25 protein-coding genes and 1 pseudogene are annotated in these 26,176 nt (G+C 66.3%); 21 read left to right on the forward strand and 5 right to left on the reverse strand.

All coding sequences use genetic code 11. The features are described 5' to 3' along the window. Position 1 precedes the first annotated feature (1 nt). The 4 genes from MF407_RS04625 (at position 2) to MF407_RS04640 (ending at position 7,136) form a co-directional block, all read left to right on the forward strand. Positions 2-3,211, forward strand: coding sequence for a type I restriction endonuclease subunit R (locus tag MF407_RS04625; RefSeq protein ID WP_239701501.1), 3,210 nt, complete (start codon positions 2-4; stop codon positions 3,209-3,211). Continuing rightward, complete coding sequence (locus MF407_RS04630; protein WP_239701502.1) at positions 3,211-3,840, forward strand: DUF4433 domain-containing protein; 630 nt, start codon at positions 3,211-3,213, stop codon at positions 3,838-3,840. Before MF407_RS04625 ends, MF407_RS04630 begins: the two co-directional genes overlap by 1 nt. Positions 3,841-3,856: 16 nt before the next feature. After that, complete coding sequence (locus MF407_RS04635) at positions 3,857-4,924, forward strand: macro domain-containing protein (RefSeq protein ID WP_239701503.1); 1,068 nt, start codon at positions 3,857-3,859, stop codon at positions 4,922-4,924. Positions 4,925-5,354: 430 nt separating this feature from the next. Then, positions 5,355-7,136: an exonuclease domain-containing protein gene (locus MF407_RS04640; protein ID WP_239701504.1), complete on the forward strand. Its 1,782-nt coding sequence runs from the start codon at positions 5,355-5,357 to the stop codon at positions 7,134-7,136. Here MF407_RS04640 and MF407_RS04645 read toward each other — a convergent pair. Beyond that, positions 7,103-7,330 carry a hypothetical protein gene (locus MF407_RS04645; RefSeq protein ID WP_239701505.1) on the reverse strand — a complete coding sequence of 76 codons (228 nt, stop codon included), beginning with the start codon at positions 7,328-7,330 and terminating at the stop codon, positions 7,103-7,105. The genes MF407_RS04640 and MF407_RS04645 overlap by 34 nt on opposite strands. An 819-nt stretch (positions 7,331-8,149) precedes the next feature. On the opposite strand from MF407_RS04645, the gene MF407_RS04650 reads away from it, so the two are divergent. Beyond that, on the forward strand, positions 8,150-8,572 hold the full coding sequence (locus MF407_RS04650; protein WP_239701506.1) for a hypothetical protein: 423 nt from the start codon (positions 8,150-8,152) through the stop codon (positions 8,570-8,572). A gap of 1,403 nt (positions 8,573-9,975) precedes the next feature. On the opposite strand, the gene MF407_RS04655 is transcribed toward MF407_RS04650, so the two are convergent. Then, positions 9,976-10,188 (reverse strand): hypothetical protein, encoded by a 213-nt coding sequence (locus MF407_RS04655; protein ID WP_239701508.1) that lies wholly within the window; start codon positions 10,186-10,188, stop codon positions 9,976-9,978. A 1-nt stretch (position 10,189) separates the two neighbouring features. Between MF407_RS04655 and MF407_RS04660 the strand changes: the two genes are divergently transcribed. Further along, on the forward strand, positions 10,190-10,651 hold the full coding sequence (locus tag MF407_RS04660) for a hypothetical protein (RefSeq protein WP_239701510.1): 462 nt from the start codon (positions 10,190-10,192) through the stop codon (positions 10,649-10,651). A gap of 179 nt (positions 10,652-10,830) precedes the next feature. On the opposite strand, the gene MF407_RS04665 is transcribed toward MF407_RS04660, so the two are convergent. Then, a complete protein-coding gene (locus tag MF407_RS04665) occupies positions 10,831-11,418 on the reverse strand; it encodes a TetR/AcrR family transcriptional regulator C-terminal domain-containing protein (protein WP_239701512.1) in 588 nt (195 codons plus the stop codon). Here MF407_RS04665 and MF407_RS04670 point away from each other — a divergent pair. The 12 genes from MF407_RS04670 (at position 11,311) to ispG (ending at position 23,071) form a co-directional block, all read left to right on the forward strand. Then, the gene (locus tag MF407_RS04670; RefSeq protein WP_239701514.1) at positions 11,311-11,718 is read left to right on the forward strand and encodes a DUF4386 family protein; all 408 of its coding nucleotides are present in this window, start codon (positions 11,311-11,313) and stop codon (positions 11,716-11,718) included. The genes MF407_RS04665 and MF407_RS04670 overlap by 108 nt on opposite strands. Positions 11,719-11,733: 15 nt before the next feature. After that, positions 11,734-12,255 carry a hypothetical protein gene (locus MF407_RS04675; RefSeq protein WP_239701516.1) on the forward strand — a complete coding sequence of 174 codons (522 nt, stop codon included), beginning with the start codon at positions 11,734-11,736 and terminating at the stop codon, positions 12,253-12,255. Next, on the forward strand, positions 12,240-13,682 hold the full coding sequence (locus MF407_RS04680; RefSeq protein ID WP_239701517.1) for a gamma-aminobutyraldehyde dehydrogenase: 1,443 nt from the start codon (positions 12,240-12,242) through the stop codon (positions 13,680-13,682). Before MF407_RS04675 ends, MF407_RS04680 begins: the two co-directional genes overlap by 16 nt. A 185-nt stretch (positions 13,683-13,867) precedes the next feature. After that, on the forward strand, positions 13,868-15,319 hold the full coding sequence (locus MF407_RS04685; protein WP_239701518.1) for an NAD-dependent succinate-semialdehyde dehydrogenase: 1,452 nt from the start codon (positions 13,868-13,870) through the stop codon (positions 15,317-15,319). Further along, a complete protein-coding gene (locus tag MF407_RS04690; RefSeq protein ID WP_239701519.1) occupies positions 15,316-16,038 on the forward strand; it encodes a lysoplasmalogenase in 723 nt (240 codons plus the stop codon). Before MF407_RS04685 ends, MF407_RS04690 begins: the two co-directional genes overlap by 4 nt. A gap of 42 nt (positions 16,039-16,080) precedes the next feature. After that, the gene (locus tag MF407_RS04695) at positions 16,081-16,377 is read left to right on the forward strand and encodes a hypothetical protein (RefSeq protein ID WP_239701520.1); all 297 of its coding nucleotides are present in this window, start codon (positions 16,081-16,083) and stop codon (positions 16,375-16,377) included. After that, the gene (locus MF407_RS04700) at positions 16,377-17,573 is read left to right on the forward strand and encodes a hypothetical protein (protein ID WP_239701521.1); all 1,197 of its coding nucleotides are present in this window, start codon (positions 16,377-16,379) and stop codon (positions 17,571-17,573) included. The genes MF407_RS04695 and MF407_RS04700 overlap by 1 nt, the downstream gene beginning before the upstream one ends. Then, on the forward strand, positions 17,570-18,283 hold the full coding sequence (locus tag MF407_RS04705) for a hypothetical protein (RefSeq protein WP_239701522.1): 714 nt from the start codon (positions 17,570-17,572) through the stop codon (positions 18,281-18,283). The genes MF407_RS04700 and MF407_RS04705 overlap by 4 nt, the downstream gene beginning before the upstream one ends. Then, positions 18,280-19,470, forward strand: coding sequence for a 1-deoxy-D-xylulose-5-phosphate reductoisomerase (gene dxr / locus MF407_RS04710; RefSeq protein WP_239701523.1), 1,191 nt, complete (start codon positions 18,280-18,282; stop codon positions 19,468-19,470). Before MF407_RS04705 ends, dxr begins: the two co-directional genes overlap by 4 nt. Before the next feature lie 158 nt (positions 19,471-19,628). Further along, on the forward strand, positions 19,629-20,966 hold the full coding sequence (locus tag MF407_RS04715) for a site-2 protease family protein (protein WP_239702849.1): 1,338 nt from the start codon (positions 19,629-19,631) through the stop codon (positions 20,964-20,966). Between the two features lie 509 nt (positions 20,967-21,475). After that, complete coding sequence (locus MF407_RS04720; protein WP_136622858.1) at positions 21,476-21,832, forward strand: hypothetical protein; 357 nt, start codon at positions 21,476-21,478, stop codon at positions 21,830-21,832. A gap of 96 nt (positions 21,833-21,928) precedes the next feature. Then, entirely contained in the window at positions 21,929-23,071 is a 1,143-nt protein-coding gene (gene ispG, locus MF407_RS04725; protein ID WP_239702850.1) for a flavodoxin-dependent (E)-4-hydroxy-3-methylbut-2-enyl-diphosphate synthase, read from the forward strand. A gap of 54 nt (positions 23,072-23,125) precedes the next feature. Here ispG and MF407_RS04730 read toward each other — a convergent pair whose 3' ends face one another. Then, complete coding sequence (locus MF407_RS04730; protein WP_239701524.1) at positions 23,126-23,362, reverse strand: hypothetical protein; 237 nt, start codon at positions 23,360-23,362, stop codon at positions 23,126-23,128. A gap of 103 nt (positions 23,363-23,465) precedes the next feature. Between MF407_RS04730 and MF407_RS04735 the strand changes: the two are divergent. Beyond that, positions 23,466-23,597: pseudogene (locus tag MF407_RS04735) on the forward strand (DNA-binding response regulator); the annotation flags it as partial. On the opposite strand, the gene MF407_RS04740 reads toward MF407_RS04735, so the two are convergent. Then, positions 23,578-24,144, reverse strand: a complete 567-nt coding sequence (locus tag MF407_RS04740) for a DUF402 domain-containing protein (protein ID WP_141928881.1) — start codon at positions 24,142-24,144, stop codon at positions 23,578-23,580. The pseudogene MF407_RS04735 and the gene MF407_RS04740 overlap by 20 nt on opposite strands. 73 nt (positions 24,145-24,217) lie before the next feature. Between MF407_RS04740 and MF407_RS04745 the strand changes: the two genes are divergently transcribed. Together MF407_RS04745 and MF407_RS04750 are read left to right on the forward strand one after the other, a co-directional pair. After that, entirely contained in the window at positions 24,218-25,063 is an 846-nt protein-coding gene (locus tag MF407_RS04745; protein ID WP_239701525.1) for a DUF4081 domain-containing GNAT family N-acetyltransferase, read from the forward strand. An 18-nt stretch (positions 25,064-25,081) separates the two neighbouring features. Then, a complete protein-coding gene (locus tag MF407_RS04750) occupies positions 25,082-26,173 on the forward strand; it encodes a winged helix DNA-binding domain-containing protein (RefSeq protein ID WP_239701527.1) in 1,092 nt (363 codons plus the stop codon). Positions 26,174-26,176: the final 3 nt, after the last annotated feature.

The following is a 26,176-nucleotide window of genomic DNA, read 5'->3' on the forward strand; positions in this document are numbered from 1 at the left end:
CGTGGTCAAGGACGGTAGTGAGGCGCAGTGGGAGGAGCTCGTTCTCGAGCATCTCGCCGAGATCGGGTGGGAGCCGGGCAACGGCGCGAGCGTCGCACCGGGTTCGGGCGCACGTGAGACCTGGCACGACCTCGTCCTGAAGGACGTGTTCGTCGATGCGCTCCGGCGGCTGAACCCGCAGGTGCCCGCGCAATACCTGGAACAGACCGCAGCCGACATCCTGGCCCCGAAGTCGAATGATGCGCTGGCCGAAAACTTCCGGTTGCACCAGATCCTTGTCGACGGCTGGACCGGCACGTCGTACGTCGATCACGAAGGGCAGCAGCAGAATCCGACCATCCGGCTGATCAGCACGAACGAAGCCGAGAACCGGTGGCAGGCCATCAATCAGCTCACAGTTCGCGATCGTGATCGGGAGCGCCGGTTCGACGTTGTGCTCTACGTCAACGGGCTGCCGCTCAGCATCATCGAGCTCAAACGCGCCGGCGCGGCGAAGGCGACTGTGCAGGCGGCGTACCAGCAGCTGATGACCTACGTGTCGGAGTTCCCGACCGCCTTCTCCACGGTGTGCTTCGTGGTGGCCAGCGACGGCATCGGTGCCCGCTACGGCACGCCGTTCACGCCGTACAACCACTTCGCCACGTGGAACGTCGACGACGACGGTTGCCCGGTCGAGCTCGACGACACCGACTACTACGGCAACTCGCGCACCGGCCTGGAGGTGCTGCTCGACGGCGTCTACAACCCGGAGCGGTTCCTGCAGCTGCTTCGTAACTTCACCGCGTTCGACCGCGGCCAGAACGGTGTCACCAAACGCATCGCAAAGCCGCACCAGTACTTCGCGGTCACGAAGGCCGTCGGAACCACCGTCGACGCGGTGCGAGGCGACGGGCGGGCCGGCGTCGTGTGGCACACGCAGGGCTCGGGCAAGTCGATGGAGATGGAGCTCTACTCGGCGGCGGTGATGCGCCGCCCGGAGCTGCACAACCCCACGATCATCGTGCTCACCGACCGCACCGAACTCGACGACCAGCTCTTCGGCGCCTTCTCCTCCAGCACCCTGTTGCCGGAGAGCCCGAAGCAGGTGGGTAGCCGCGAGTCGCTGCGGGAGGAGTTGGCGCAGCGCAAGACAGGCGGCATCTACTTCACCACCTTGCAGAAGTTCGGGCTGTCGAAAGAGGAGAAGGACGCGAACAAGCGTCACCCGCTCTTGTCGGAGCGGCGCAACATCGTGGTGATCGCCGACGAGGCCCACCGCAGCCACTACGACCAGCTCGACGGCTACGCGCGTCACCTAAAGGACGCGCTGCCGAACGCCACGCTGATCGCGTTCACCGGTACCCCGATCACGACGAAGGACCGCAATACGCGCGCGGTCTTCGGCGATCACATCGACGTCTACGACCTCAACCGGGCGGTCGACGACGGCGCGACCGTGCCCGTCGTGTTTCAGCCGCGGCTCATCGAGGTCAAGCGTGCCGACGGCATGACCGACGATTCGATCGACGAGGTTGTCGACGAAGCCACCCGCGGGCTCGACGACGCCGAACGTCGCAAGGTCGAGCAGTCGGTGGCGGTCATCAACGCGATCTACGGAGCCCCGGAGCGCGTGCACACCCTGGTGACCGACCTCGTGCGCCATTGGGAAGTGCGCCGGGACAATATGAAGCCGTTCATCGGCGGTCCGGGCAAAGCGATGATCGTGTGCGCCACCCGCCGGATCTGCGCGCAGGTGTACGACGAGATCGTCGCGGCTCGACCCGACTGGCACGACGATGCGATCGACAAAGGCCGCATCAAGGTCGTCTACTCCGGTGAACCGAGCGAACTGGATCCGTTGATCCGCAAGCACATTCGTCGTCCGAGCGAGCAGAAGACGATCAAGGAACGCTTCCGCACCGCCGACGACGAACTCGAGTTGGTGATCGTCAAGGACATGATGCTCACTGGCTACGACTCGCCGCCGCTGCACACGCTCTACCTCGACCGGCCGATCAAGGGCGCATTGTTGATGCAGACGCTCGCCCGGGTCAACCGCACCTTCCGCGGCAAGCCGGACGGCCTGCTCGTCGCGTATGCCCCGGTGATGGAGAACCTCAACGACGCGCTTGCCGAGTTCACCCATGCCGGCGACCGCGACCAGCGCGACGCAGTCGGCCGCACGGCGCAGGAGATGCTGGAGGTTCTGCTCGACCGGCTCGCCGAGCTTGACACGCTGACGGCGGCGACGAACTGGCGCACGATCCACGGCTCCGACCCGAAGTCCGGCTGGCTCAAGGCGGTGCTCGCGGTGACGAACTACCTGCGCAGCCCGGCGACGGAAGGGAATCAGGGGGAGGACCCGTCCGAACGGCCTGTCGCAGAACGATTCCGGGGACTCGCGCACCAGTTGGCCAGGGCGTTCGCGCTCTGCGCCCAGTTGCCCGGCGCGGCCGCCCGACTGGCCGACATCCGCTTCTACAACGAGGTGCGGGTGTGGTTGGCGAAGATCGAGGCGCAGGAGCGCGAGGCGAACGGTGAGGTGGTGCCGGATGACGTCGCCACGCTGCTCGCGAAGGTGCTCGACGATGCGACGAGCACCGGCGAGGTCTACGACATCTTCGAGCGGGCCGGCATGGAGCAGCAGTCGATCCACCAGCTGAGCAAAGAGGTGATCGCCGAGCTGCAGGCCGAGAGTCCGCACGTGCTGATCGACCGGCTGCGCGCGCAACTGTTGAGCGACGTTCGCCGGTCGGCCAGCAACAGCCTCGTCGCGCAGCGCGCGTTCAGCGAGCGGCTCACCGAGCTGATGAATCGATACACGAACCAGCAGCTCACCGCAGCCGAGGTCATTGCCGAACTGATCAAGATGTCGAAGGACGTCGCCGAGCATGAAGACCGTGGAGCGCAGTTCTCACCCCCGCTCGACCACGACGAACTCGCCTTCTACGACGCGGTCAGCGAGAACGACTCGGCCGTTCAGTTGATGGGTGACGACGTGCTCGGCGCGATCGCGCGGGACCTGGTCTCGGTGATGCGGCGAGACATGCGGACCGACTGGACCGTGCGGGACGACGTGCGCGCGAAGCTGCGGGCGTCGATCAAGCGGTTGCTTATCAAGCACGGGTACCCGCCGGACAAGCAGCCCGAGGCGATCCGGACGGTCATCGAGCAGATGGAGGCTATGGCGCCGAGGTTTGCGGAGGAGCGGCGCAGCGCGGGGGTGGGTTGATGCCGCGACCGAGCCCGACGCCGATACTCCACTTCACGCGGATTGAGCACCTGCCAACCATTCTCGAGAGTGGACTCCTTGCTGATGAGGCGGCCAAGAGGGGTCCGCTTGCCATTGAGATTGGGCATCGCGGGATCAAGGAGCTTCGACGGACCCGAGCTGTCCCGTGCGGTCCTGGTGGCTTCGTCTCGCACTATGTGCCGTTCTACTTCGCACCCCGCAGCCCCATGATGTACGCAATCAATGGCGGCAGTGTGCCCGAGTACACCGAAGGCTGCGGACGCATCATCTACGTCGTGTCAACGGTGGAGGCCGTGCTGGCCTCCGGACTCGACCTTGTGGTCAGCGACCGAAACGCAGCGGTCGCATTCGCTTCGTTCAGCGCGAACGTCTCGGACTTCGATGACCTTGTGGAATGGCCACTGATGAAGGAACGGATGTGGAACAACACCGCTGAGCGGCCCGACCGTAAGGAGCGGCGGATGGCCGAAGCGCTCGTCCACCAACGCCTCCCCGTGGAGTGCATCGTTGAAATCGTGGCGCCGACCGCCTCGGTCGCCGCGGAAGCACGCGCGATGCTCGGTAGTCTGGATGTCCCGGTCGCTGTCAGACCGGAGTGGTACTTCTAGGGTCATGGAGCAGGCGATGATCACCGAGACCGAGGGCAACCTCCTTCGGGCAGACGTCGAGGCCCTCGTCAACACGGTCAACACCGTCGGTGTGATGGGCAAGGGCATCGCCTTGCAGTTCAAACGGGCCTACCCGGAAATGTTCAAGGCCTACGCCCGCGCCGCGAAGGCGGGCGAGATCCAGCCCGGCCGCGTGCATGTGTGGGAGACCGGATCGCTCACCGGCCCCCGCTACATCATCAACTTCCCGACGAAGAGGCACTGGCGCGCGCCGTCGCGTCTGGAAGACATCGAGACGGGATTGGCTGACTTGGCCCGCGTCCTCAGCGAGCGTGGTATCACCTCGATCGCTGTACCCCCACTTGGCTGCGGGAACGGCGGCCTGCCCTGGGCAACGGTGCGTCCTCTCATCCTGGATGAGCTCGGCGGGCTCGATGTTGAGGTACAGCTCTTCGTGCCGGCGGGTGCGCCGAAGGCGACCGAGATGATCGACCGACGGCCGCCGCGGTCGTTGACACCTGCCCGCGCTGCCTTGCTGAAGATCGTGCGCGATTACGAGGGTGTTGCGTTCGAACGACCATCGTTGATCGAGGTCCAGAAGCTGATGTACTTCCTTCAGGCAGCAGGTCAGCCACTCCGCCTGAACTACACGAAGGGCGTCTACGGGCCGTATGCCGACAACCTACGATTCGTGTTGGTGGAACTTGAAGGCCAGTTCCTGACTGGATATGGCGACGGCGGCGCGAAGGTGCAGGAAGCCGAACCGATCCAACTGTTGTCGGATGGTGGTGACGAAGCCGAGCGGTTGATCGCTGCTGATCCGGACTTGACTGAGCGGATCGAACGAGTCCTCAGCTTGGTTCGTGGGTGGGAAACCCCTTACGGGCTTGAACTCCTGGCGTCCGTTCATTGGCTGGCAACCGCGGGGGAGAGCCCCGTCGCGGATGAGGAAGCGGCGTTTCGTCAGCTCTCAACGTGGACTGCTCGCAAGCGAGCTATGTTCACCGCCGAGCACGTGGCAACTGCGTGGCGGACGCTTCAGGACCATGGTTGGTTGCCCCAGCTGGCGACGACTCGAGGGTGAGCGAGCGGCAAGCGCGAATGGTCGACTCCGACCGCTGGGCCGGGCGGGCATAGTCGTACCTCACCTGGGTGCTCCTACGAGTTGCTCTGCTCCGTGGGCGGGGCCGACTTCACCTGGCGATCGAGACCGACATCGTCTTCCGGAGGAGTCCCACGGTAATCCATCCCTTTACCCCTGCGAAGTTCCCTGCGGCTCAACGTACTTGGACCAGCGCTGGTCCATCGGGGCTGACGTGCCGTAGTGAGCACGCGATCGTCGAGGGTGCGGTGAGGCGCCCATGTGATAGAGCCGTGATTCGAAGAACCCCTAGCTCATCGTCAGCGGTGCCCGATAGCCTCAGCCTCGAACGACCGGGGACAAGGGGCAGCATGATTCGCAACTCAACAACGCACGCACAGCGCACCGACCTGACGACCGGCCGGACCTCGTGATGCTGCCGATCGGCGTCGCAAACACCTACGACCGCCCGTACGCACTTGTCGACGTCGAAACAACCGGCCTGACAGCGAGTCGCGACCGCGTGGTCCAGATCGCGATCGCCCAGATGGAGCCGAACGGTGTCGTGACCGATCAATGGTCAACGCTGATCGATCCCGAGCGTGACCCAGGCCCTGTCGAGATTCATGGCATCACCCGGGCAAGGTTGCGCGGGGCACCCAGGTACGCCGATGTCGCTCCGCGGATCCACGAGATGCTCAGCCGGCGCGTGGTCGTGGCGCACAACGCTCGGTTCGACTGGGACTTCCTTGCCCACGAAGCGCACCGGGCCGGGCACCGCTTTCCCGCCGACACCCGGCTGTGCACCTGCCAGTTGTCGCAGCGGTTCGACCTGCCCGTGGCCGATTTCAGGTTGGCGAGCCTGTGCGACTACTGGGGCATCAAGCAACACCGTGCCCACGATGCCGAGGACGATGTGCGTGCGCTCGTCGAGCTCACCCGTCATTCGCTCGCGTTGGCGCACCGGTTGGGACTGCCGTTGCCCTACGCGCGACCACGCCCCCTCGGTGGTTACCCGCCCGTTGCGCCGCGCACGCCCTGCATGTGGCGGTATCCCGGCCGGCACGTGCCTGGCCAACCGCTACGCCAAGGCATGACGGTGGTGTACACCGGTCAGACGCGCCGCGACCGGGCGATGCTGATCGAGACGGCAACCCGGTGCGGTCTCGACGTGATGAACTCGGTGAGTTCACGCACCAGCGTCCTCGTGTCGAACGGCGAACTCGGCACGCGCAAGGCGGAGCTCGCGCTCAAGCACGGCACCAGCCTGATGACCGAGGAGCAGTTCATGGGGCTGCTCGACTCCGTCGAACCCGGTGACCCGAGAACCATGGCGCAGGTTGTCGTGCAGACGATGCCTGACGTGGTGCCCGTGCTCAGCCCGACAAGACCGCGCGCGAAGGTGGCTGCGCCCGGGCGGTTCTCGCGCAGACGCGTGATCATCCTCGGCGGCTCACACGAGGAGGCGGCCGACGTGCGTACCCGGGTGCAGGAGGTTGGTGGCACCTGCGCGGTGAACCTCACCCTCACGGTGACGGACTTTGTCGCGCTGGCGGACGCCGAGAAGGACGCGCGCATCTCGAAGGTCAAGGAACGTGCTCTGACCGAGCTCGACCCGGTGACACTCGCGCCTGTCGGTGCCTCGCAGCCCAGCGCGAATGGCGAAGCGCAGCAACTCGATTCGGTGGACGTGGTGTCGCTCCCGCGTGGTGGCGTCACCGACGTCGCGCACCTCGACTTCACGGTCACTGCCACCTGGGTCGCCGCCGAGTCGGTCGGCGAAGTCGACGTCGTCGCATTCGTCACCGACCCGACGGGCGGCGTCGCGCGTGATGAGGACTTCTGCTTCTACAACCAGCCGACCCATCCGACCGGTGTCGTCGACCTCGACCTTGCGACACCCGACCAAGCGTCCGTCGACGTTCAAGCTGGGGCCCTTCCGATCGACTCACGGATCACCCTTGCCGCCGCGATCGATGGCGATGGCACGTTCGGAGACCTCGGCGCTATTGAGCTGAGCGTGCGATCGAGCGACGGCTCGTTGCTGGCGCGCGCGACGCTCGACGCAGCCGCCGACGAAACGAGCATGCTTCTCGCTGAGGTGTATTGGCGTAACGGGGCGCTTCGGTTCCGAGCGATCGGTCAGGGCTACCAACGACGCCTGGCTGGGCTTGCCGTCGGCTACGGGGTCGACATCGAGGAGGACGTGGAGTAGCCGCGGAGGGTCAGGCGAGGCCATGCTGCGTCGCCCACACTGCGATCCGGTTGCCACGTGCCGCAACGAAAGTCATGCACGCCTGTCCGGCGGATGCACTCGAGCGTCAGGTCGCTGCGGTCCTTGATGCGCGGGTGGAAGCCCTTCGCGCCGTTGATCGTCACCTTGCCGCCGATCGGGTTGGCAGGAAACACGAGGTGCCCGCCGATGGTTCGGTAACTCCGAGCAAATCGGTTGACGAGCGAGGGGCCGAATCTCGTTTGCCAGGGCAGCCTCAGAACGTTAGGCGGAGTCGCCCGTGCATCGGACGTGGGTGCTTTCATGACTTCGTGCCCTTCGACCTCACCGAACTCCGCGCGATCGTGCCCCAGGTGTGGGCGCTGAGCGACCCTGCGCACTCGGAGGTGAGGGTGTCGCTCGGTCGAAACCCGCAGCGGTGGTGGCGGCGCCGGATCCGGGTGGACGGTGTCGCGATGCGGCGGCATCCTGCGGTGTGGCCGCTGTTCGAAGGGAAAGAGGGTTTGAGCTCACCATCCGTGCGGACGGGTCGGTGCGGTTCGTGCCCGAGTACCCCTCGCCGCACGTGTTCGGATACCTGGGCTCGGGACCGCTGGAGATCGTCCGTGACCCGGACGCTCGTCCCCCCGGGCGGGTTGCGTCCGCGGCCGCACAGAACGTCGGGCCGGAAGATCGCGACATCGGTTACCTGCGGAAGTTGTTCCGTCCGGGTGACGCGGAGGAGGTCGGACGGAGGCGTGCGTCGATCGAGGAACAGGAGCGCCGATCGGGTCCGCTGCCCGCTCAGGCGCGGGCCTATTTGGCGGTGTCGGCGGGACACTCGAGCATCGATCCGGCGGTGCCGCACACTCCGCTCGCGCAGGAGTTCGTGGGGGCGGGGATGTGGGGGCCACTCAGCGTCAAGACCCGCGATCCGCAACGCTGGGGCCGGGTGGTGGCGCACCAGAGTCGACCTCGAAACGCGTCGCTTCCCGGTCGGTGTGCAGCCGGCGGTTGTGTCCGAGCACTGGCTTCCGGTCGGCGATCCCGACGAGCGCGGCATGTACTGCGTCGACATGGTGCCCGGCGACGGCGGCACGGTCGGCCAGTTGATCTTCCTGCCCGGCGACCAGTGTGTGGGTGCGCAACTGGTTGCCGACTCACTCGCGGCAGCCTTCCGCGGCGACCGGCCTACGCCGCAAGGCTTCCTTCCACCGATGACGATTCCCGATCACATCGTCACCTGCATGACGGCGGCGGAGCTCGAAAAGCGCCTTGCCGCAGGCGAACTGCCCCCGACACTGCAGGCCGTTGCGGTCGAGGACGGTCGGGCGCGGCTCGACGTGGTGAACGCGCTGCTTCGGTATTGGGGACTGCCGCAGGTGGACGCGTTCGAGTGGGCGTGGCGGCAGGGGCTGACGTCACGCCCCGGTGCCTGACGCTGAGGGGGTGCGAGCCGCTGCTGAGCCCGTCATAGCGCCAGTCGCCGCGCAATCCTCCATGGGAGGCAAAGCGGCACAGACCATGGCGGGGGTGCGACAATCACCGCATGCACGAGTACTCGGGGTCCAATGCCACGGGCATCAGCCAAGAGCTCGCGACGCTCATCGCGCAGGCGGAGCGGGGTGAGCCGTGCCCTCGCGTCACGCTGCTCACAGCGGCCGGTCTCGTCCAAGGGATTCCCGCTTCCCGCAGCAGGGCCCTTGAGGCCCGACGCGCCGCTGTACGCGAGGCTCTCAGGACATCTGGGGCGAAGTCTCTGCTCAATCGAAGAGGGCCGGCACCCGAAGAGCTCGCACGGCCGATGCTCCAGTACATCGACAACTGCCCCCCGACGCCGGGGCACATGCACCTGGTGCCGGCCGCTGTGATGCCGCTGCAAGGTGCGGCATTGAACATGCCGACGATGACCGTAAATCTGAGCCACGTCGTCTCATGGTGGCTTGGACTGGCGGATGTCAGCCCTCAGAGGTCGCCGGGGTCTGCGGTCGGATTCGTTGTCGACTTCTGACCCGCGTTGACCACTTGGATCCACGATCACCTGCGAGTCATCACACTGCCGGTCGATGACGCGGACACACTGGGTGGGTTGGAGTCGGCGGTGCTTGAGCTGTTGGACCCTCCACTGAATCTCGATAAAGGTTCAACGGAATTCGCTGCGTACTCGGCTGTCCGAGCTCAGGAAGAAGGACAGCCGGCGCCGACGGTAGGCGGTTCGGAACCTTCTCACGCCGGCGGAAGAGCTGCGGCGAGCACTCCGCGCATGCGGGCTACATCCACCGTTGCGAGCGGTGCTTCGCCAGGAAGGTCATCGCGAAGAAGTTTGACCAGTCGCTTCGGCCACAGCACGTGAACCCCTCGCGTGAACGAAGGCCCGCCGACAAGCGGCCAATCGGCGTCGACGAGGCAGAGCGCACTGACCACGCGTAGGTCACCGACAAGATCTCTCACTACCGCGGCCTGATCGAGTGCACCGTCCACCAGTGCGGTGCAGTCACGCCGTCCCACGATGAGCCTCTCCACGCGGGGACGCAGACTGCCGCCTTCGACCCTCAGCTCGGGGCGCACCTTGTACCGCCTGGCATCGATGACCCCACGCCCCACCAGTCGTCACGACAAGGTGGTCGATGTTGGTGCGTGTGCCGGGAATGCGGCGGTCGTGCAGCACCGCTACGGACGCGCCGGATAGGCGCGGCTGCCCGGTTGGCGCATTTGAGTTCCAGGCAGCCCGCTCGTCGCAAAGCCTGCGACCCGCAACCCGTATTTGCGCAGTCCTGGCGTCTCTTTGAAATGGAAAGCCCGGGCTCCACGATCGTGGAGCCCGGGCTGGATATGTCTGGTGTCAGAGCTTCCCGCTGTAGATGCCGTCTGCGCGGTCGAAGCGGTCCATCGAGTTGACGGTCAGGGTGAAGTCCTGGCCGGGCGTGTAGCCATAGGCGACGTTGTACGTGAGCGACTTGCCGGGCAGGATCTTCGCCGTCGGCAGTTCGATGCCCTTGGCGGAGTCGAAGACCTTGTCGGTCTGCTGATCACCGGAGGTCGCACTCTCGTTCAAGTTGAACGACTCGTACACCTTGTCAGTACCGTTCTTGATGACCACAGTCAGCTTCACGAACTTCTTGAACTTGCTGTCCGTAACCGCGTATTCCGACGGGGTGAACGGCACGGGCTTCGACACCGTCACCGCGAGCTTGTCGTCCCAGGTGAACGTCGAGCCGAACGGCTTCGTAAGTGACGATCCGTCCGACGCAGCCGAGGTCTCACTGGACTCGGACGCGGCCGGTGACTCCGAACTTGACGCCGACCCGTCGGTGCTCGACGACTCGGTCGACGAGGAATTGGATGTCTGGGTCTCAGCAGAACTGCTTGTCGACGAGGACGACGACACGTTGGTCGTCGAGTTGCACCCCGCGAGAAGGGGCACCGCAATAAGAGCAGCAACGATGCTGAGGCGCTTCATGTTTTTCTCCCTTGATGAGGCCCATCCCTTGTGCCCCCAGCGGAGACTAGCTCCTTGATCGCTCAACGAGTGATGTCGTGACGGACTTGTGATCTTGGTCGGCCGCGAGCCAGGTTTCGCGGCCGGCGCCGTCAGCGCTTGGCCGTGTAGACGGCGTCCGGGCGGTCCTTGCCCAGGAATTCAACTGACAGTATGTGGCTGGGCCTCCGAAGGGCTCGCTGGCGTCACAGATCTCGGCTACCTCGTTGCCTGTAAGCGCAATCCGGCCAACAGTAGATCGAGCCCGGCCGCGAACTGGTCGCGATCCTCGTGCTCCGCGAACTCCTCGAGGATGTGGTGCATGAACGGGAACTCGGCCGGGTCGAGCGCCCGCCACGGAGCGACGGCGTGCTCGAAGTACTCCTCCCGGCTCATCGTGCCGTCGAGCACCTCCTGCGGGGGTTGCTGCCCGATGTCGGCGGCGCTGCCGACAACGAACCCGAGCACCGCCGACACCGCGTGGAAGCTCTGCAGGGGAGTGAGCTCGAGCCGCAGCACCTGTTCGCCGAAACGTTCGTAGGGCTGCAGGCTGTTGGGCTGGCTGATCGTGTTGCGCATGAAGTAGTCGGGCAGCCACGGACGCGCGGCGATCGCGTCGAACGCGACCAGTGCCATCGCGCGCAGGTTGTCGATCGGGTCCGCGTTGCCGATGAACTCCTCGGTCTGCTCGAGGCCGCGGTGATCCTCAGCGGCGTCGTCGCGATCCTGCCCGCCGTCGCCCGCCCCGCCACCGATGCAGCGCCGGGCCTCGACGCGCACCTCGTGCAGGCACTGCACCTTATGCACGACTGGACCTTCCTGGTCGGCCCCGGTCTGCTGAATCCGATCAGCGCCGCGCTGCTCGCCACACTGCTGCTGCGCCGTCGGTTGGTGCCACGCATCGTGCCGTGGCTCGGCCTCGGCGGCACGGTGGTGGTCGCGTCGATGAACCTCGTCGTCATGTTCGGGCTCTCCAAGCCTGTGCCCGTGCTCGCGGTGCCGCTGTTTGCCTGGGAAATCGGTTTGGGCGCAACGCTTTTCGTTCGCGGTCTCAAGCCACCGGAGCAAGCGCGCGCCGCCGACCATACGGTTCCGGTGGCGGCATGAACGTCCTCGGTCGTCGTGGCGAGCATTCTCGTGCCGCGCCTGCGGGCCCGGGGTGCGGCCTCGCGGATGCGGCGGATCGGACGGGCGACCGCGAGTGGGGCGGCCGCGTGCGTCACTCTCATCGGGGTTGTCATCGTGATCGCCAACGTCCAGGGTGCCTTCGCCCCGCTGTCGTCGGTCTTGTCGTTCCTGCCGCAGGTGTCGGGCACAGAGGTCGCGGTCGCGGCGTGCGCCGTGCGGCTCGATGTCTCGGCAGCGAGTCTCGCCCCCTCGACCAGTGCCTTGGTGCACGACTTCGCGGTCTACCACGCCGTGCTCGCCGTCGCTGCGACTTGCCTCGTGGTCGCCGCCCTGGTGATGGCCGTGCAGCTCTGGCGATCTCGGCACCGATGGGACTCCGACAGTCGTGACCGACGAGCCGGCGGGCGGATTCGGGCTGACTGTTGCAACCTGGGTCACACTGCGCGTGCAAGGGACATAGGCTCGGAGATGTTCGAATCCGAAGAACAGGGAGGGCCCTCGTGGTCAGGCAACTGAAGAACTTCATCGACGGAAAGTTCGTCGAGGCGCAGACCGACCAGACGCAGGACATCGTCAACCCGGTCGACGCCCAGCTGGTCGCCAAGGCGCCGATCTCGGGCGAAGCCGACGTCGACGCCGCGTACGAGTCGGCGAGCAAGGCGTTCGCGGGGGAGTGGGGCGAGACGACTCCGAGCGAACGGCAGCAGGCATTGCTCAAGTTCGCCGACGCCATCGAGAAGCGTGCGGACGAGTTCGTGAAGCTCGAAGCCGAGAACACCGGCAAGCCCTACGCGCTGACGACCTCCGAAGAGATCCCGCCGATGGTCGACCAGCTGCGCTTCTTCGCCGGCGCTGCACGGGTGCTCGAAGGTCGCGCGTCGGCTGAGTACATGAAGGGTCACACCAGCTGGATCCGCCGGGAACCGATCGGTGTCGTCGGCCAGGTGACGCCCTGGAACTACCCGATGATGATGGCGATGTGGAAGATCGCCCCGGCGCTCGCCGCAGGCAACACCGTCGTCCTCAAACCGAGTGACACCACACCCGAGACCACCCTCTTGCTGGCCGAGGTCGCGTCCGAGTTCCTGCCCGCCGGCACCTTCAACGTGGTCACCGGTGACCGGAACACTGGACGCCTGATCGTCGAACACGAGATCCCGCAGTTGGTCGCGATCACCGGATCGGTGCGTGCCGGTATGCAGGTCGCCGAGTCGGCGTCCAAGGACCTCAAGCGCGTTCACCTCGAACTCGGCGGAAAGGCGCCGGTCATCGTGTTCGACGACGCCGACATCGAGGCTGCGGTCGAAGGCATCGCGACCGCCGGTTACTTCAACGCCGGACAGGACTGCACCGCGGCAACCCGTGTGCTCGCGTCCCCGAAGATCCACAACGACTTCGTCGCGGCGCTCGCCGACTACGCCCGGAGCAACGCCAAGGTCGGTCTGCCCGACGACGAGGACGCTTTGTTCGGCCCGGTCAACAGTGCCGGCCACCTGGAGAAGATCACCGGCATGTTGTCCCGTCTGCCGGGCCACGCCAGCGTCGCCACCGGTGGTAACCGTGTCTCTTCGCTCGGTGAGGGCTTCTTCCTCGAGCCGACGGTCGTATCCGGTCTGAGGCAGGACGACGAGGTCGTGCAGGACGAGATCTTCGGCCCGGTCATCACCGTCCAGCAGTTCGACGACGAGGCCGAGGCCATCGCCTGGGCGAACGGCGTGAAGTACGGGCTGGCGTCGTCGGTCTGGACAAAGGACTTCGGACGCGCGATGCGGGTCAGCAAGGCGCTCGACTTCGGCTGCGTGTGGATCAACACTCACATTCCGTTGGTCGCCGAGATGCCGCACGGCGGCTTCAAGCACTCCGGCTACGGCAAGGACCTGTCGATGTACGGGTTCGAGGACTACACCCGCGTCAAGCACGTGATGGCCAACCTCGATTCCTAGGCCAACCGAGCCCCATTACTTGCCACCGAACCCATTGCGCATGCGTAGTGGGTTCGGTGCATTTCAGTAGGTGCGGTCGATGTCGCGCGATGGCGATGCCGGACTGCGCTCGACAGCCCTCATCCGTCCGGTCACGACAACACCCTGGATGTAATCCGGCTCACTTCGGCGCAATACTGGATCCCATGAGTGAATCGACAGTTTCCCAGGTCAGGAACCAACTCTTCATCGGTGGCGAGTGGCGCGACGCCGAAGGTGGACGAACGCTCGACGTGCACAACCCCGCCACCGAAGAAGTGCTTGCGAAGGTGGCGGACGCGTCCGTCGCCGATGGTGAGGCAGCGCTTGCGGCCGCCGCTGCGGCACAGTCCGATTGGGCCAAGACCGCGCCGCGTGATCGTAGTGAGATGCTGCGCAAGGCGTACGACCTGTTGGTCGAGCGCACCGACTACTTCGCCGAGCTGATGACGCTCGAAATGGGAAAGCCGCTCGCCGAGTCGAAGGGCGAGGTCGCGTACGGCTCGGAGTTCTTCCGCTGGTTCGCCGAAGAGGCCGTGCGGATCTCCGGGCGCTGGTCGACCGCGCCCAACGGCGCGACCCGCCTGGTGACGATGAAGCAGCCGGTCGGACCCTCGCTGATGATCACGCCGTGGAACTTCCCGCTCGCGATGGGCACTCGCAAGATCGGTCCGGCACTCGCGGCGGGCTGCACGATGGTGATCAAACCCGCGTCCGAGACACCGCTGACGATGCTCGCGCTCGCGCAATTGATGCAGGAGGTCGGCGTGCCCGCCGGCGTCATCAATGTCATCACCACATCCGACTCCGGCGGTGTGATGGAACCCCTGATCCGCGATTCGCGCGCCCGCAAGCTCACCTTTACCGGTTCCACGAACGTGGGACGCAAGCTGGTCGAACAGTCCGCCGAGCAGCTGCTGCGCGTCTCGATGGAGCTCGGTGGCAACGCCCCGTTCATCGTGTTCGAGGACGCCGACATCGACAAGGCCGTCGAGGGGGCGATGCTGGCCAAGATGCGCAACATCGGTGAGGCCTGCACCGCGGCCAACCGGTTCTTCGTGCACGAGTCGGTGGCGACGGAGTTCAGTGAGAAGTTCGCGGCCAAAATGGACGCGATGACCGTCGGCAACGGCATGGACGACGGCGTCACCGTGGGTCCGCTCATCACCGCGAAAGCCGTTGCGGGAGTTCAGGAACTGCTCGATGACGCCACGTCGCGCGGCGCCAAGGTGGTCACCGGTGGCAAGCCTGCCGAGGGCAAGGGCCACTTCTTCACGCCGACCGTGCTGACCGACGTGCCGGGCGACGCCCGGATGACGGCCGAGGAGATCTTCGGTCCGGTCGCCGGTATCCAGACCTTCACCGACGAAGACGACGTCGTCCGCCGCGCCAACGAGACAGAGTTCGGACTCGTCGCCTACTTCTTCACCCAGGACTTCTCCCGAGCGATCCGCATGAGTGAGGCGCTCGAATACGGGATGGTCGGGGTCAACCAGGGCGTCGTGTCCAACCCAGCCGCGCCCTTCGGCGGCGTCAAGGCGTCCGGTTTCGGTCGTGAGGGCGGCTTCGAAGGCATCGACGAGTACCTGGAGACCAAGTACATCGGCCTGGCTCTGTGAGCCTGCGCTCGATCGTGCGTGGGATCGGGCGAGATTCTCGCTCGCGGGTCGCCGTCGCGGCCGCCGGCTTGGTGGCTGGCCTGCATTTGGTCTCGCAACTGGTCGTGCCCGACAGCTTGGTCAGCGACATCACCCAGGTGCTGCTGATGCCTGCGCTGGCCGCAGTGCTGCTCACCAGCACGACCGACCGGGGACCGTTGGTTCGTGGTGTGAGCGTGGCGCTCTTCTTCTCCTGGCTCGGTGACACGCTGCCGCGGTTCGTGGACGGTGACCCTGCCTTCCTCTGCCTCGTCGCAGCCTTTCTGGTGGCCCAGGGCGCCTACATCCGCGCGTTCTGGCCGCATCGGGATAACGCGCCGCCGTGGCGGCGCTGCTGGCCGCGTTTGCCGTACCTGGCTGCGTTCGCCGTGCTCGTCGTGTGGTGCGCCCCCGGCGCCGGCGTGATGCTTGCTCCGGTGATCGTCTACGGGCTGGCGCTCGCGGTGATGGCGATGCTCTCGACCGGACTCGGCGCTCACGCGGGCATCGGTGGTGCGATCTTCATGCTGTCCGATTCGCTCATCGCGCTGGACGCGTTCGCTGACGTCGACCTGCTCCACCGCAGCTTCTGGGTGATGCTCACCTACATCGCTGCGCAGGCGCTGATCGTCGCCGCCGTGATCGATCGTTCCGACCGTCCGAGTGCGCCCCTGGGGATAACCGAAACGCGCCAGGCGTAATCGTCCTAGCCTCCCTCTCGTCGACGGACGAAAGGGATGTTCATGAAGTACTCGGTCGATCCGCCTGACCTGCAAGCGAGTTCACGTCAGTTGCGACACGCCACCAACCAGGTGCTGCAGGTGCCCGGCGGTGTGCGCAACGCGTTGGTCGCGGTCGACGGTGCCTGTGGGGACGAGGGATGCTCCAGCCTCTCGTTCAACCTCGCCACGAAATGGGAACTGGCACTGGGGATGCTCGTCGACGGTGGCGGCTGCCTCGCTGACAGCCTCGCGACGGCGGGTGGTGCGTACAGCCGCAACGAAGCTCTCGTCCTCGCCGCGATGCGATCGGTGCAGTGATGCGGCGTCCGATCGAGGGTGATCCCGGCGTTCTGCGCAAGGCGGCAACCGCATTGACCGGCCGGGCGGACGAACTGAGCGTGCAACGAGGCAATCAGCGCAACGCGGTGCACGCCGGGCTGGCGAACTGGGACGGGAGTGGGTCCATGTCGTTCGCGGGTACGTTCGTGACCTACGGCAAGGACGTCGATCGAGCGGTTGCTGCGCTGCGTATTGTCGCGGGCGTGGTGCGTACGTATGCCGGCACCCTCGACCGCCATCAGGCCGAGGACAGGGAACTGCGTCGCAAGATCGTCGCCGCCGAGTTCGACGTGCGGGCGTTGCGGTCCGAGATCCGGGTTGCCACGGATCCGTTGAGCACGGCCCAAGCACAGAAGGAACTGACGAAGGCGCAGGGCGCCGTCGGTGATCTCACGCGACAGCACGACGATCTGTGGCTGAGGCATCGCCGTGCTGTGTCGACCTTCCGTACCGCGCTCGAACGCGCTGACCCGCCGGAAGCGTTGTGGCACTTGGGTGCTCGCCGCGTCGGTCTGGCGAAGGCATCCATCGCGGCACTCACAAAAGGCCGTGCCGCCGTCACCGTCATCCACCTCGAACGCAAGCCGACCCTCACGCCGAACCAGACCGCCGCGCACACGCAAGCCACCCAGAAACTGCAGAAGGGTTTCATCACCGGCAACCTCGACCGGGTGCCGGGTGGTGGACGAGTGGTACGACTGCTCGGGCCGTTGGCTCCGGTCGTCGGGATCCTCGACGCAGCGCGACCGGGCATCAAGGACGTGAAGACCGGTGGTGGCTACACCGGGTGGCGCGACGCCAGTACCCGCCTGGCGGGATTGGCACAGATCGGCGGCGTCATCGCGATGCGTACCTCTGCTCGGCTGCCCGGTGCCATCGCGATCGGGACGTGGGTGGTGTGGAAGGGCGCGAATGCCAGTTACGACAACGAGGATTGGCTCACCGAGGAGCTTCCACCCATTCTGCTCAAGCACGTCGAGCAGGACGTTCCTGCCGCCATGCTGATCAAATACCTGGCGACCAGGCCACCGCACCCCGATGCGGCAAGGCGTCGCCCACCCGCCCCGTTGCGTCCTGCGCCGCCGCCCATGGGTCCGCCCGCTCCGCCACCCGCCGGGTTCCGCGGTCTGAAGTGGTATCCGCCGCCCCCAGCCGAGGTAGGCGTGCCGCGATGACCGAGTCACCCCCGCTGCGGTTGACCGACGAGGAGCTCGTGCTGCTCGGCGGCGACCATCACGTCGTCGCACTTCCGTTCCTCGACGTACTGGAGCCCGACGCCCGGTCGGTCGCGATGACCGTCGCTCAGCGTGCCCTCTTCGCTCACGGGGCGATGGCCGAGGACGGGTCCATCGGCGTCCCGGAGCAGATCCTCGACCTGCTGCGCTGCAGACGAGAGGCGGACGCGTCGCTCGTCCTGATCGCATCCGACCTGCGTCGTGACCTGTGGGCTGCTCGCTACCTGCATTGCTGCGACGGCTTCTTCGTGGTCGAGGATGTCAGCGCGGACGGCGTGCATGAGTTCGGGCTCGCCGCTCCCGCCGCGGTGGACGACGCTGTGCGGGACTGGATCATCCCGCTCGAACCGCTTGCCGCACAGGGGAATCCGATGCGCGTGGTCGACGCGGCCGAACCGTGGGGGGACTGCCAGTTCCGTCTCGACGCAACCCTTCACCTGCGTGGTGGGCCCCGCGGACGTCTCATCGGTGTGCTCGGCGGCACCCGTGGCAGTTGGCTCACCGATGTGGCACCGCAGCAGCCGGGGGAGGTGGAACTCGAACCCGTCGACCTCGACCGCATCGTGCACCGCATCGTGACGCTTCTGCCTACCGTCGGCGACGATGCTTGCGCGGGGCCGGCAGGTCCAGGCGGCACAATGACCGCGTGACTTCTCCTCGCACCGTGGCCTTGCTCGGTTCCACCGGTTCGATCGGCACCCAGGCGTGCCGGATCGTCCGCGACAACCCCGACCGGTTCCGCATCGTCGCGCTCAGTGCCGGCGGATCGGATCTCGACCTCATCGCGAAGCAGGCGGCGCAGTTCGAGGTGCCGCTGGTGGGGGTGGCTCGCCAGGGAACCGACCTGGACGAGCGCATCATCGCGGCCTGTCGGGCGATGGGTAAGCAGCCCGGGGCGACGCAGGTGCTGCAGGGCGACCAGGCGGCGTCCATCGTTGCCGGTTGCGGCGCCGACGTGGTCGTCAACGGCATCACCGGATCGATCGGTCTCGTCCCGACCATCGCTGCGCTGCAAGCGAATTCGACCCTGGCGCTCGCCAACAAGGAATCGCTCATCGTCGGGGGACCGGTGGTGAAGTCCCTGGCCAAGCCCGAGCAGATCGTCCCCGTCGACAGCGAACACTCGGCCATCGCGCAGTCGCTGCTGGCCGGACGGCGCGACGAGGTACGCAAGCTCGTCGTCACCGCCAGTGGCGGGCCGTTCCGTGGCATGAGCCGCGAGCAACTGCAGGACGTCACGCCGGAGCAAGCCCTCAAGCACCCGAACTTCGCGATGGGCAAGGTCATCACCACCAACTCGGCGACGCTGGTCAACAAGGGGCTGGAGGTCATCGAGGCGCACCTGCTGTTCGACGTGCCGATCGACGACATCGACGTCGTGGTGCACCCGCAGCAGTACATCCACTCGATGGTGGAGTTCGTCGACGGTGCGGTCGTCGCACAGATCGGACTGCCGACGATGATGGTGCCCATCGCGCTCGGCATGGGATGGCCCGACCGTGTGGCCGACGTCGAGACCGCGATCGACTGGACGAAGGCCAGCACCTGGGAGTTCGCCCCGCTCGATGACGAGGCGTTCCCCGCGGTGCAACTGGCCCGCCAGGTCGGACGCGCGGGCTCGACCTACCCGGCCGTTTACAACGCAGCCAACGAGGAATGCGTCGAGGCCTTCCACGACCGCCGGATCAGCTTCACCGACATCGTCGACACTGTCGCCCGCGTCGTCGGGGAGCACGACGCACAGACCGAGCGCGAACTCAGCGTCGAGCAGGTGTTGGACGCCGAGACCTGGGCCCGCGCCCGTGCGAACGAACTCCTCGACCGACGACCGGCTTGAACTGTGCAAGCCACGGTTCGGCGTAACCCAGCTGTGCAAACCGCGCCAGTGGCGCCGCGGTTTGCACAGGCAGGGACTCACAAACCGCGGTTTGCGCAGTTGAGGCTCCACGTTCGCGACGGCGGTGCACATGAACGCGTGAGAGACTTCCGCGCGTGATGTTCCTGCTCGGCGTTCTGTTCATGATCCTCGGTGTCGGGGCGTCGATCGCCTTGCACGAGATCGGCCACCTCACCCCGGCCAAGAAGTTCGGGGTGAAGGTCACCCAGTACATGGTCGGCTTCGGTCCGACCATCTGGTCCAAGCGCAAGGGTGAGACCGAGTACGGCGTCAAGGCCATCCCGCTCGGCGGTTACATCCGGATGATCGGCATGTTCCCGCCGCGGCCCGAGGACGAAGTGCTCCCCGACGGCACCATCCGCGTCCGCGCATCGTCCACCGGACGCTTCAGCCAGCTGGTCGACGAGGCGCGCAACGCCGCGCACGAGGAAGTCTCGCCCGCCGACCAGCACCGCGTCTTCTACGACCTGCCGACGCACAAGAAGCTGATCATCATGTTCGGCGGACCGTTCATGAACCTGGTCATCGCCGGCGTACTGCTCACGATCGTCGCGTGCGGCATCGGCCTGCCGACGGAGAAGGCCGCCAAGATCTACACCGTTCAGCAGTGCCAGGACGCCGCAGTGAAAACCTGCGCGCCGGCCGAGCGAGCACCCGCGTCCGTCGCGGGACTCAAGGATGACGACGAACTGGTCTCCATCGGCGGACGCCGGATCACCGGTGGCACCGAGGCCATCAACACCATCCGCGCGCACGCCGGGAAGCCGGTCGAGATCGTGGTGCTGCGCGACGGTCGGCAACAGGCGATCACCGTCACTCCCGTCGCCCGGACGATGGACAAGATCGACGCCGACGGCGCTCCCGTCCTGGATTGGAAGGGTCAGCGCGAGCGGGCCGAGGTCGGCGTGATCGGCGCCTCCATCGGCGCGGCGAAGATCGTCGACGAACGACGTCCGCTGACCGCCGCGCCCGGCATCGTGTGGGACACCCTGGCCAAGACCGCGTCCATCTTCGTCAAGATCCCGCAGAAGATGGTCGGCGTGTTCTACGCCGCGTTCGGCAGCGGTGAACGCGACGTCAACGGACCGGTCTCCGTCGTGGGCGTCGGCCGCATCGCCGGCGAGGTGGCCGACATCCAGCAGATCACGCTGATGGACAAGTTCGCGATGCTGTTGATGATGCTCGCCGCGCTGAACATGGCGCTGTTCGTGTTCAACCTGGTGCCGCTGCTGCCGCTGGACGGCGGTCATATCGCGACCGCGATCTGGGAGGCGATCAAGCGCCCGGTCCTGCGCGCCCGCGGAGTGAAGGGACGCATCTACGCCGACGCGGCCAAGGGCATGCCGATCGCGTACGGCGTCTCGCTGGTGCTCATCGTGATGTTCGTGCTGCTGGCCTACGCCGACATCGTCAACCCGGTGAAACTCGGCAACTGAGGTTTTCGGTAACTACCGGCGCCTGGCGCGACCGAGGTTTCGGTTGATGGCGGAAGGAGACGCCGCTGTTGACAGTGACCTCGCCTCCGCTCATTATCAGTACACAATTTTTGACAACGGGTCGGGGAGTGAGCGATGCGGAGAAGGTTGGGTACGAGTCTAGTTGCGGTGGTGGTTGCAGTCTTGGGTCTGCTGGTTGGCGGGCCCTCGGCGTCCTACGCCTCCGGACCCTCGGTTCACGCGATCCAGTTGGTGGAGCAGGGACCTCAACCTCAGTGGTATCCGTGGGGCTACTACGCGTCGCAGTCGTCGTGTCTGAGCGCTGGAGCGGCCTACCAGGCGGACCCGAACATCATCTCGTACAAGTGTCTCAAGCTTACGAGCGGTGCGAACGCAGGAAAGTGGCAGCTGTGGTTGCAGGAGAAGGGGTAATCGTTACGGGGTGGCTTCTAGGGCCCCGCATCATCTCCTCGTCGCCTGCGGAAACGCGAGGTGAATCGTCAACCGTAATGATTCGCGACTCCCTTGTGGACTTGGCCGATGTCGGCAACGGTGCGGTGCGGCTCACCGGACACCTGGACGAGCAGGGGCTCTTTGTCGAGAGGGTTGACCATCCGGAGACGTCGGCATGGGACGCTCAACCGGGAAAAGGCACCGACTTAGATGTCGCTAGTGCGAGTGCGATGCAGGTGCCCACGGAAGCCGCGGAAGAGATAGAGAGCGTCGGAGTTTCGCCTGCCGAGGATGGATTTGTCGCCGTCGTCCAGTTGCGGCGTCCGGTGCCGGCCGTCGAGCGATGGGCGGCAGACCAGGGACCGACGAAGGTGCGGCTCTACGTGTTCATCCGCGAGTCGGCGGACGCCTGATACACGGATCGCCGGGCCGCGCGGCGCGCGGATTCGGTTCGTGACCAGCGCGGGTTGATAATGGGCGTCATGACCTCTATCCCGATCTCGCTCGGCATGCCTTCCGCCCCGGCCCCGGTGCTCGCACCGCGGCGCAAGACCCGGCAGATCAAGGTCGGGTCGGTCGGGGTGGGTTCCGATTCGCCGATCTCGGTGCAGTCGATGACCACGACGCCCACCACCGACATCAACGCGACCCTGCAGCAGATCGCCGAACTCACGGCCACCGGATGCGACATCGTCCGTGTTGCCTGCCCGAGCCAGGACGACGCCGACGCGCTGCCGATGATCGCGAAGAAGTCGCAGATCCCGGTGATCGCCGACATCCACTTCCAACCGAAGTACGTCTTCGCCGCGATCGACGCCGGCTGCGCGGCGGTGCGCGTCAACCCGGGCAACATCCGGCAGTTCGACGACAAGGTCAAGGAGATCGCCGACGCCGCGAAGGCGGCCGGGGTCTCGATCCGCATCGGCGTCAACGCCGGCTCGCTCGACAAGCGCCTGTTGGAGAAGTACGGCAAGCCCACCCCGGAAGCGCTCGTCGAGTCGGCCGTCTGGGAGGCGTCGCTGTTCGAAGAGCACGACTTCCACGACTTCAAGATCTCGGTCAAGCACAACGACCCGGTCGTGATGGTGAAGGCCTACGAGATGCTCGCCGAGCGGGGCGACTGGCCGCTGCACCTCGGCGTCACCGAGGCGGGCCCGGCCTTCCAGGGCACGATCAAGAGTTCGGTCGCTTTCGGTTCGCTGCTGTCCAAGGGCATCGGCGACACCATTCGCGTCTCGCTGTCCGCGCCCCCGGTCGAGGAGGTCAAGGTCGGCAACCAGATCCTGCAGAGCCTGAACCTCAAGCCGCGCAAGCTCGAGATCGTCTCCTGCCCGTCGTGTGGGCGTGCGCAGGTCGACGTCTACACGCTGGCGGACGAGGTCACCGCCGGCCTGGAGGGCCTGACCGTCCCGTTGCGCGTCGCCGTGATGGGTTGCGTCGTCAACGGCCCGGGTGAGGCTCGCGAGGCCGACCTCGGTGTCGCCTCCGGCAACGGCAAGGGTCAGATTTTCGTCAAGGGCGAGGTCATCAAGACCGTTCCGGAGAGCCAGATCGTGGAGACCCTCATCGAAGAAGCGATGCGGATCGCCGAGGAGATGGGCGAACCGATCGACGAGGACGGCGCGGGTGCGCCGACCGTCACGGTGGGCTGACGTACGCCCGACATCGAGAAGGCCGGTCGCTCTCGGGCGACCGGCCTTCGCGTGTCAGCGGGCGATGCGCCGAAGCTCACGAGTCAGCGCCCAACCGCCCAGCAACCCGACCGCGCCGCGAGCAGCGGCATACACGACGACCGTCCTGGGAGTGTCTGCGGGCACCAGGTCGTTCGGCACGATGGTGACCACCGCCTGGAACAGGCCCCAGGCGAACAGGGCGCCGGTGCCGGTGAAGGCGGCGAGCACCGGCACCCAGGCCTTGACCTGGGCACGGCCGGTCGCCAGCACCGCGTCCCGACGGTTCCCCCGATCAGGGTGAGCGGCACGAACAGCAGGATCTGACCGAGCAAGCCATAACCCACCCACATCGGGAAGGTGACCAGCGCCGCCGGAACTGTTCCTCGGCCTGGAAACAGTCAAGGCCTATGTGGCGTCCGCGCTGGCCGAACTCGGTGTGCGCGACCGGACGCAGGCGGTGGTGTTCGCCTACGAATCAGGGTTCGTCAGCCCGGGAGATCGTTGATCCGCTCCAGCCACGCTTCACCGGTGCCGTCGAAGGGCGGCCGGTGATCGCGGACCGCGCCGAAGACCTCGTCCGCCGTACGTCTGGTCGCGGCGACCAGCTCCGGCGGGTAGCTCAATGCGACTGTGTGCGCTTCGAATTCGTCCTCGTCGTCGATGAACACCTCGCCGGTGAAACGCTCGATCACGTCCAGGTCGATGTCGGCGAGAGTCGCCCGGAAACCTTCGCCGGTGCGCGTCCAACTGACCGGCGTGGTGATGTCGACGTAGGTGCGGGACCGCAGTTGTCCGGTCGGGTCGGGTGCGTTGTAGCAGGCGGCCCAGAGCGCCTGGTGGGGCAGGAGTCGCACCGTGTCGGTGCGTGCCGTGACGTCCACGCCGGGCCGTGCGAAGGCGGTGCCTGCGCGCATGCCCAACCAGGTCCCGATCTCGTCCACGCCGAGCAGAAAGTAGTGCTCCTGCCAGTGCTCACGACCGTCGTACTTACGGAAGTCGACGTGGACCGGCGTACCGACCGGCGTGTTGGCGTCTGGCTGATCGGTCGTCATGCGCGCCACGGTATCGGCAAGGCAACATCGGCGTTCGCGCCCGTCGGCGGCGCCGGGCTGGCAGGCTGAGGGGGTGCTTCGTACCTTCCGGCCACCCGCCACGCTTCGGTCCGAGGACCTGGACGCCGCGCTGCGCCTGGCCGCGACCGATCCGGTGGCCAACGTGTTCGTCGCCGCGCGCTTGGCCTCGGGTGGGGAGTACGCGGCCCAGAACGTGATCGCCATGGGCGGCGGCGGCGACGACCTGAGGTCGATGTGCTGGACGTCGGCCAACGTGGTGCCGATCAATCTCGACGAAGGCGAGCTGGACGCATACGCCGGCAAACTGCGCCGCTACCGGCGACGCAGCAGTTCGGTCTTCGGGCTCGCGTCGCAGGTGCTGCCACTCTGGGACCGGCTCGAGAAACACTGGGGCACAGCGCGTTCCGTGCGTGAGCAGCAGCCGCTGATGGCGCTGACTGCGGACGATCTCAACGTTGAGGTGGCCGCCGACCAGCGCGTCCGCCCGGCGACCATGAGTGAACTCGACCTGGTCGTTCCGGCTGCGGCGCACATGTTCACCAGCGAGATCGGTTACCCGCCGTTCTACGGCTCCGATCGCGAGTACCGACGGATGGTCGCCTCGCTGATCCGCCAGGGTCACACCTACGTGATCGTCGAGGGCAAACGCGTCGTCTTCAAGGCGGACGTCGGGTCGCTCGCGCTCGGCGTTGCGCAGATACAGGGCGTGTGGGTCACGCCCGAACTGCGCGGGCACGGCCTGGCCGCACCGGCAATGAAGGCCGTGGTGGAACAGGTACTCGGCGAGCACGCGTCGACGGCCTCGCTCTACGTGAACGACTTCAACACCTCAGCTGTCCGCACCTACGAACGCGTCGGCTTCCAGCAGCGCGACACGTTCGCGACCGTCATCCTCTGACATGACTCGAAGGTTCGGATGCCCCGGCGAGTGACGCGTGACTGGGTGCTCCGGCGTCGGCTGGCCACCCAACGGCTGTCCGGCGCAGAGCTTCGAACCGGTTCGGACGCGGTTCGCCTGCTGGTCTGCGTGCAGGCCCAGGACGCTCCACTGACAGCGCACTCGCTGGCGATGCGGACGCGTTCGTCCACCTACGACGCCGTGCTGGACGAACAGCGCGCCGGAGGTTGGGTGCGTACGCACATCCTGCGACCGACCTGGCATTTCGTCGCACCCGAGGACCTGCGATGGATCCAGGCCCTGACCGGGCCGAAGGTCGAGTCGAGTCTCGCCGCTCGCCACCGTGGACTCGGCCTGGACACACGGCGCCTGAGCCGAGCTTCCGAAGCACTCAGCAACCTGCTGGCCGGAGGGAATGCGCTGACCCGCAAAGAGATTCAGCAACACTTCGCACGGAATGGTTTACCGGCGTCCGGCGAACAGATCGGGCACCAACTGCTCGTCGCCGAGGTGCGTTCCGTCATCTGTTCGGGTCCGCCGCGTGGCACCGAACACACATATCAACTGGTCGAGGACGTCGTCGCGCACGACAAGGAGCTCGATCCGGACGAAGCGGCCCGGCGCCTCGCACAACGGTTCTATGCCGGACACGGGCCCGCGTCCGAGCGGGACCTGCAGCGTTGGAGCGGTCTGACCCTCACACAGATCCGGGCGGCCATCGTCGACCTCGGTGAGCGGTTGGCTGCGGTCGAATGCGAGGGGGAGACGCTCCACTTCGACCCGTCGGTCAGTGCTCGCGCCACGCGAGCTCAGGACGCCTACCTGTTGTCCACCTTCGACGAGGCGCAACTGACCTACCCCGCAACGGGTTTCGTTCGGCGAGGTCCCGACGCGGACCGGACCAGGCAGGTGTCAGAAGCCGGCGGCGGGGTGGTGATCGCCGGACTCGACGATGTCGGCACCTTCAAGCGGAAGGTCGCGCCGAAACACGTGATCGTGTCGGTGACAGCCGATGTTCGGCTCTCATCGCAGGAGCGTACGGCCGTGCACGACGCAGCCGAGCGACTGGCAGCCTTCCACCAGCGCGAACTCGAACTGCATTGGTCCTGAAAT

This window comes from Yimella sp. NH-Cas1, from assembly GCF_022359705.1.
Classification (GTDB): domain Bacteria; phylum Actinomycetota; class Actinomycetes; order Actinomycetales; family Dermatophilaceae; genus Yimella; species Yimella lutea.

Bases quoted from the DNA above. Each gene is read 5' to 3' on its own strand.
- MF407_RS04630 (WP_239701502.1), top strand. From the start codon at position 3,211: ATGCCGCGACCGAGCCCGACGCCGATACTCCACTTCACGCGGATTGAG.
- MF407_RS04750 (WP_239701527.1), top strand. From the start codon at position 25,082: ATGCCCCGGCGAGTGACGCGTGACTGGGTGCTCCGGCGTCGGCTGGCC.
- MF407_RS04685 (WP_239701518.1), top strand. From the start codon at position 13,868: ATGAGTGAATCGACAGTTTCCCAGGTCAGGAACCAACTCTTCATCGGT.
- MF407_RS04700 (WP_239701521.1), top strand. From the start codon at position 16,377: ATGCGGCGTCCGATCGAGGGTGATCCCGGCGTTCTGCGCAAGGCGGCA.
- MF407_RS04715 (WP_239702849.1), top strand. From the start codon at position 19,629: ATGTTCCTGCTCGGCGTTCTGTTCATGATCCTCGGTGTCGGGGCGTCG.
- MF407_RS04705 (WP_239701522.1), top strand. From the start codon at position 17,570: ATGACCGAGTCACCCCCGCTGCGGTTGACCGACGAGGAGCTCGTGCTG.
- MF407_RS04720 (WP_136622858.1), top strand. From the start codon at position 21,476: ATGATTCGCGACTCCCTTGTGGACTTGGCCGATGTCGGCAACGGTGCG.
- ispG (WP_239702850.1), top strand. From the start codon at position 21,929: ATGCCTTCCGCCCCGGCCCCGGTGCTCGCACCGCGGCGCAAGACCCGG.
- MF407_RS04695 (WP_239701520.1), top strand. From the start codon at position 16,081: ATGAAGTACTCGGTCGATCCGCCTGACCTGCAAGCGAGTTCACGTCAG.
- MF407_RS04640 (WP_239701504.1), top strand. From the start codon at position 5,355: ATGCTGCCGATCGGCGTCGCAAACACCTACGACCGCCCGTACGCACTT.
- MF407_RS04740 (WP_141928881.1), bottom strand. From the start codon at position 24,144: ATGACGACCGATCAGCCAGACGCCAACACGCCGGTCGGTACGCCGGTC.
- MF407_RS04635 (WP_239701503.1), top strand. From the start codon at position 3,857: ATGATCACCGAGACCGAGGGCAACCTCCTTCGGGCAGACGTCGAGGCC.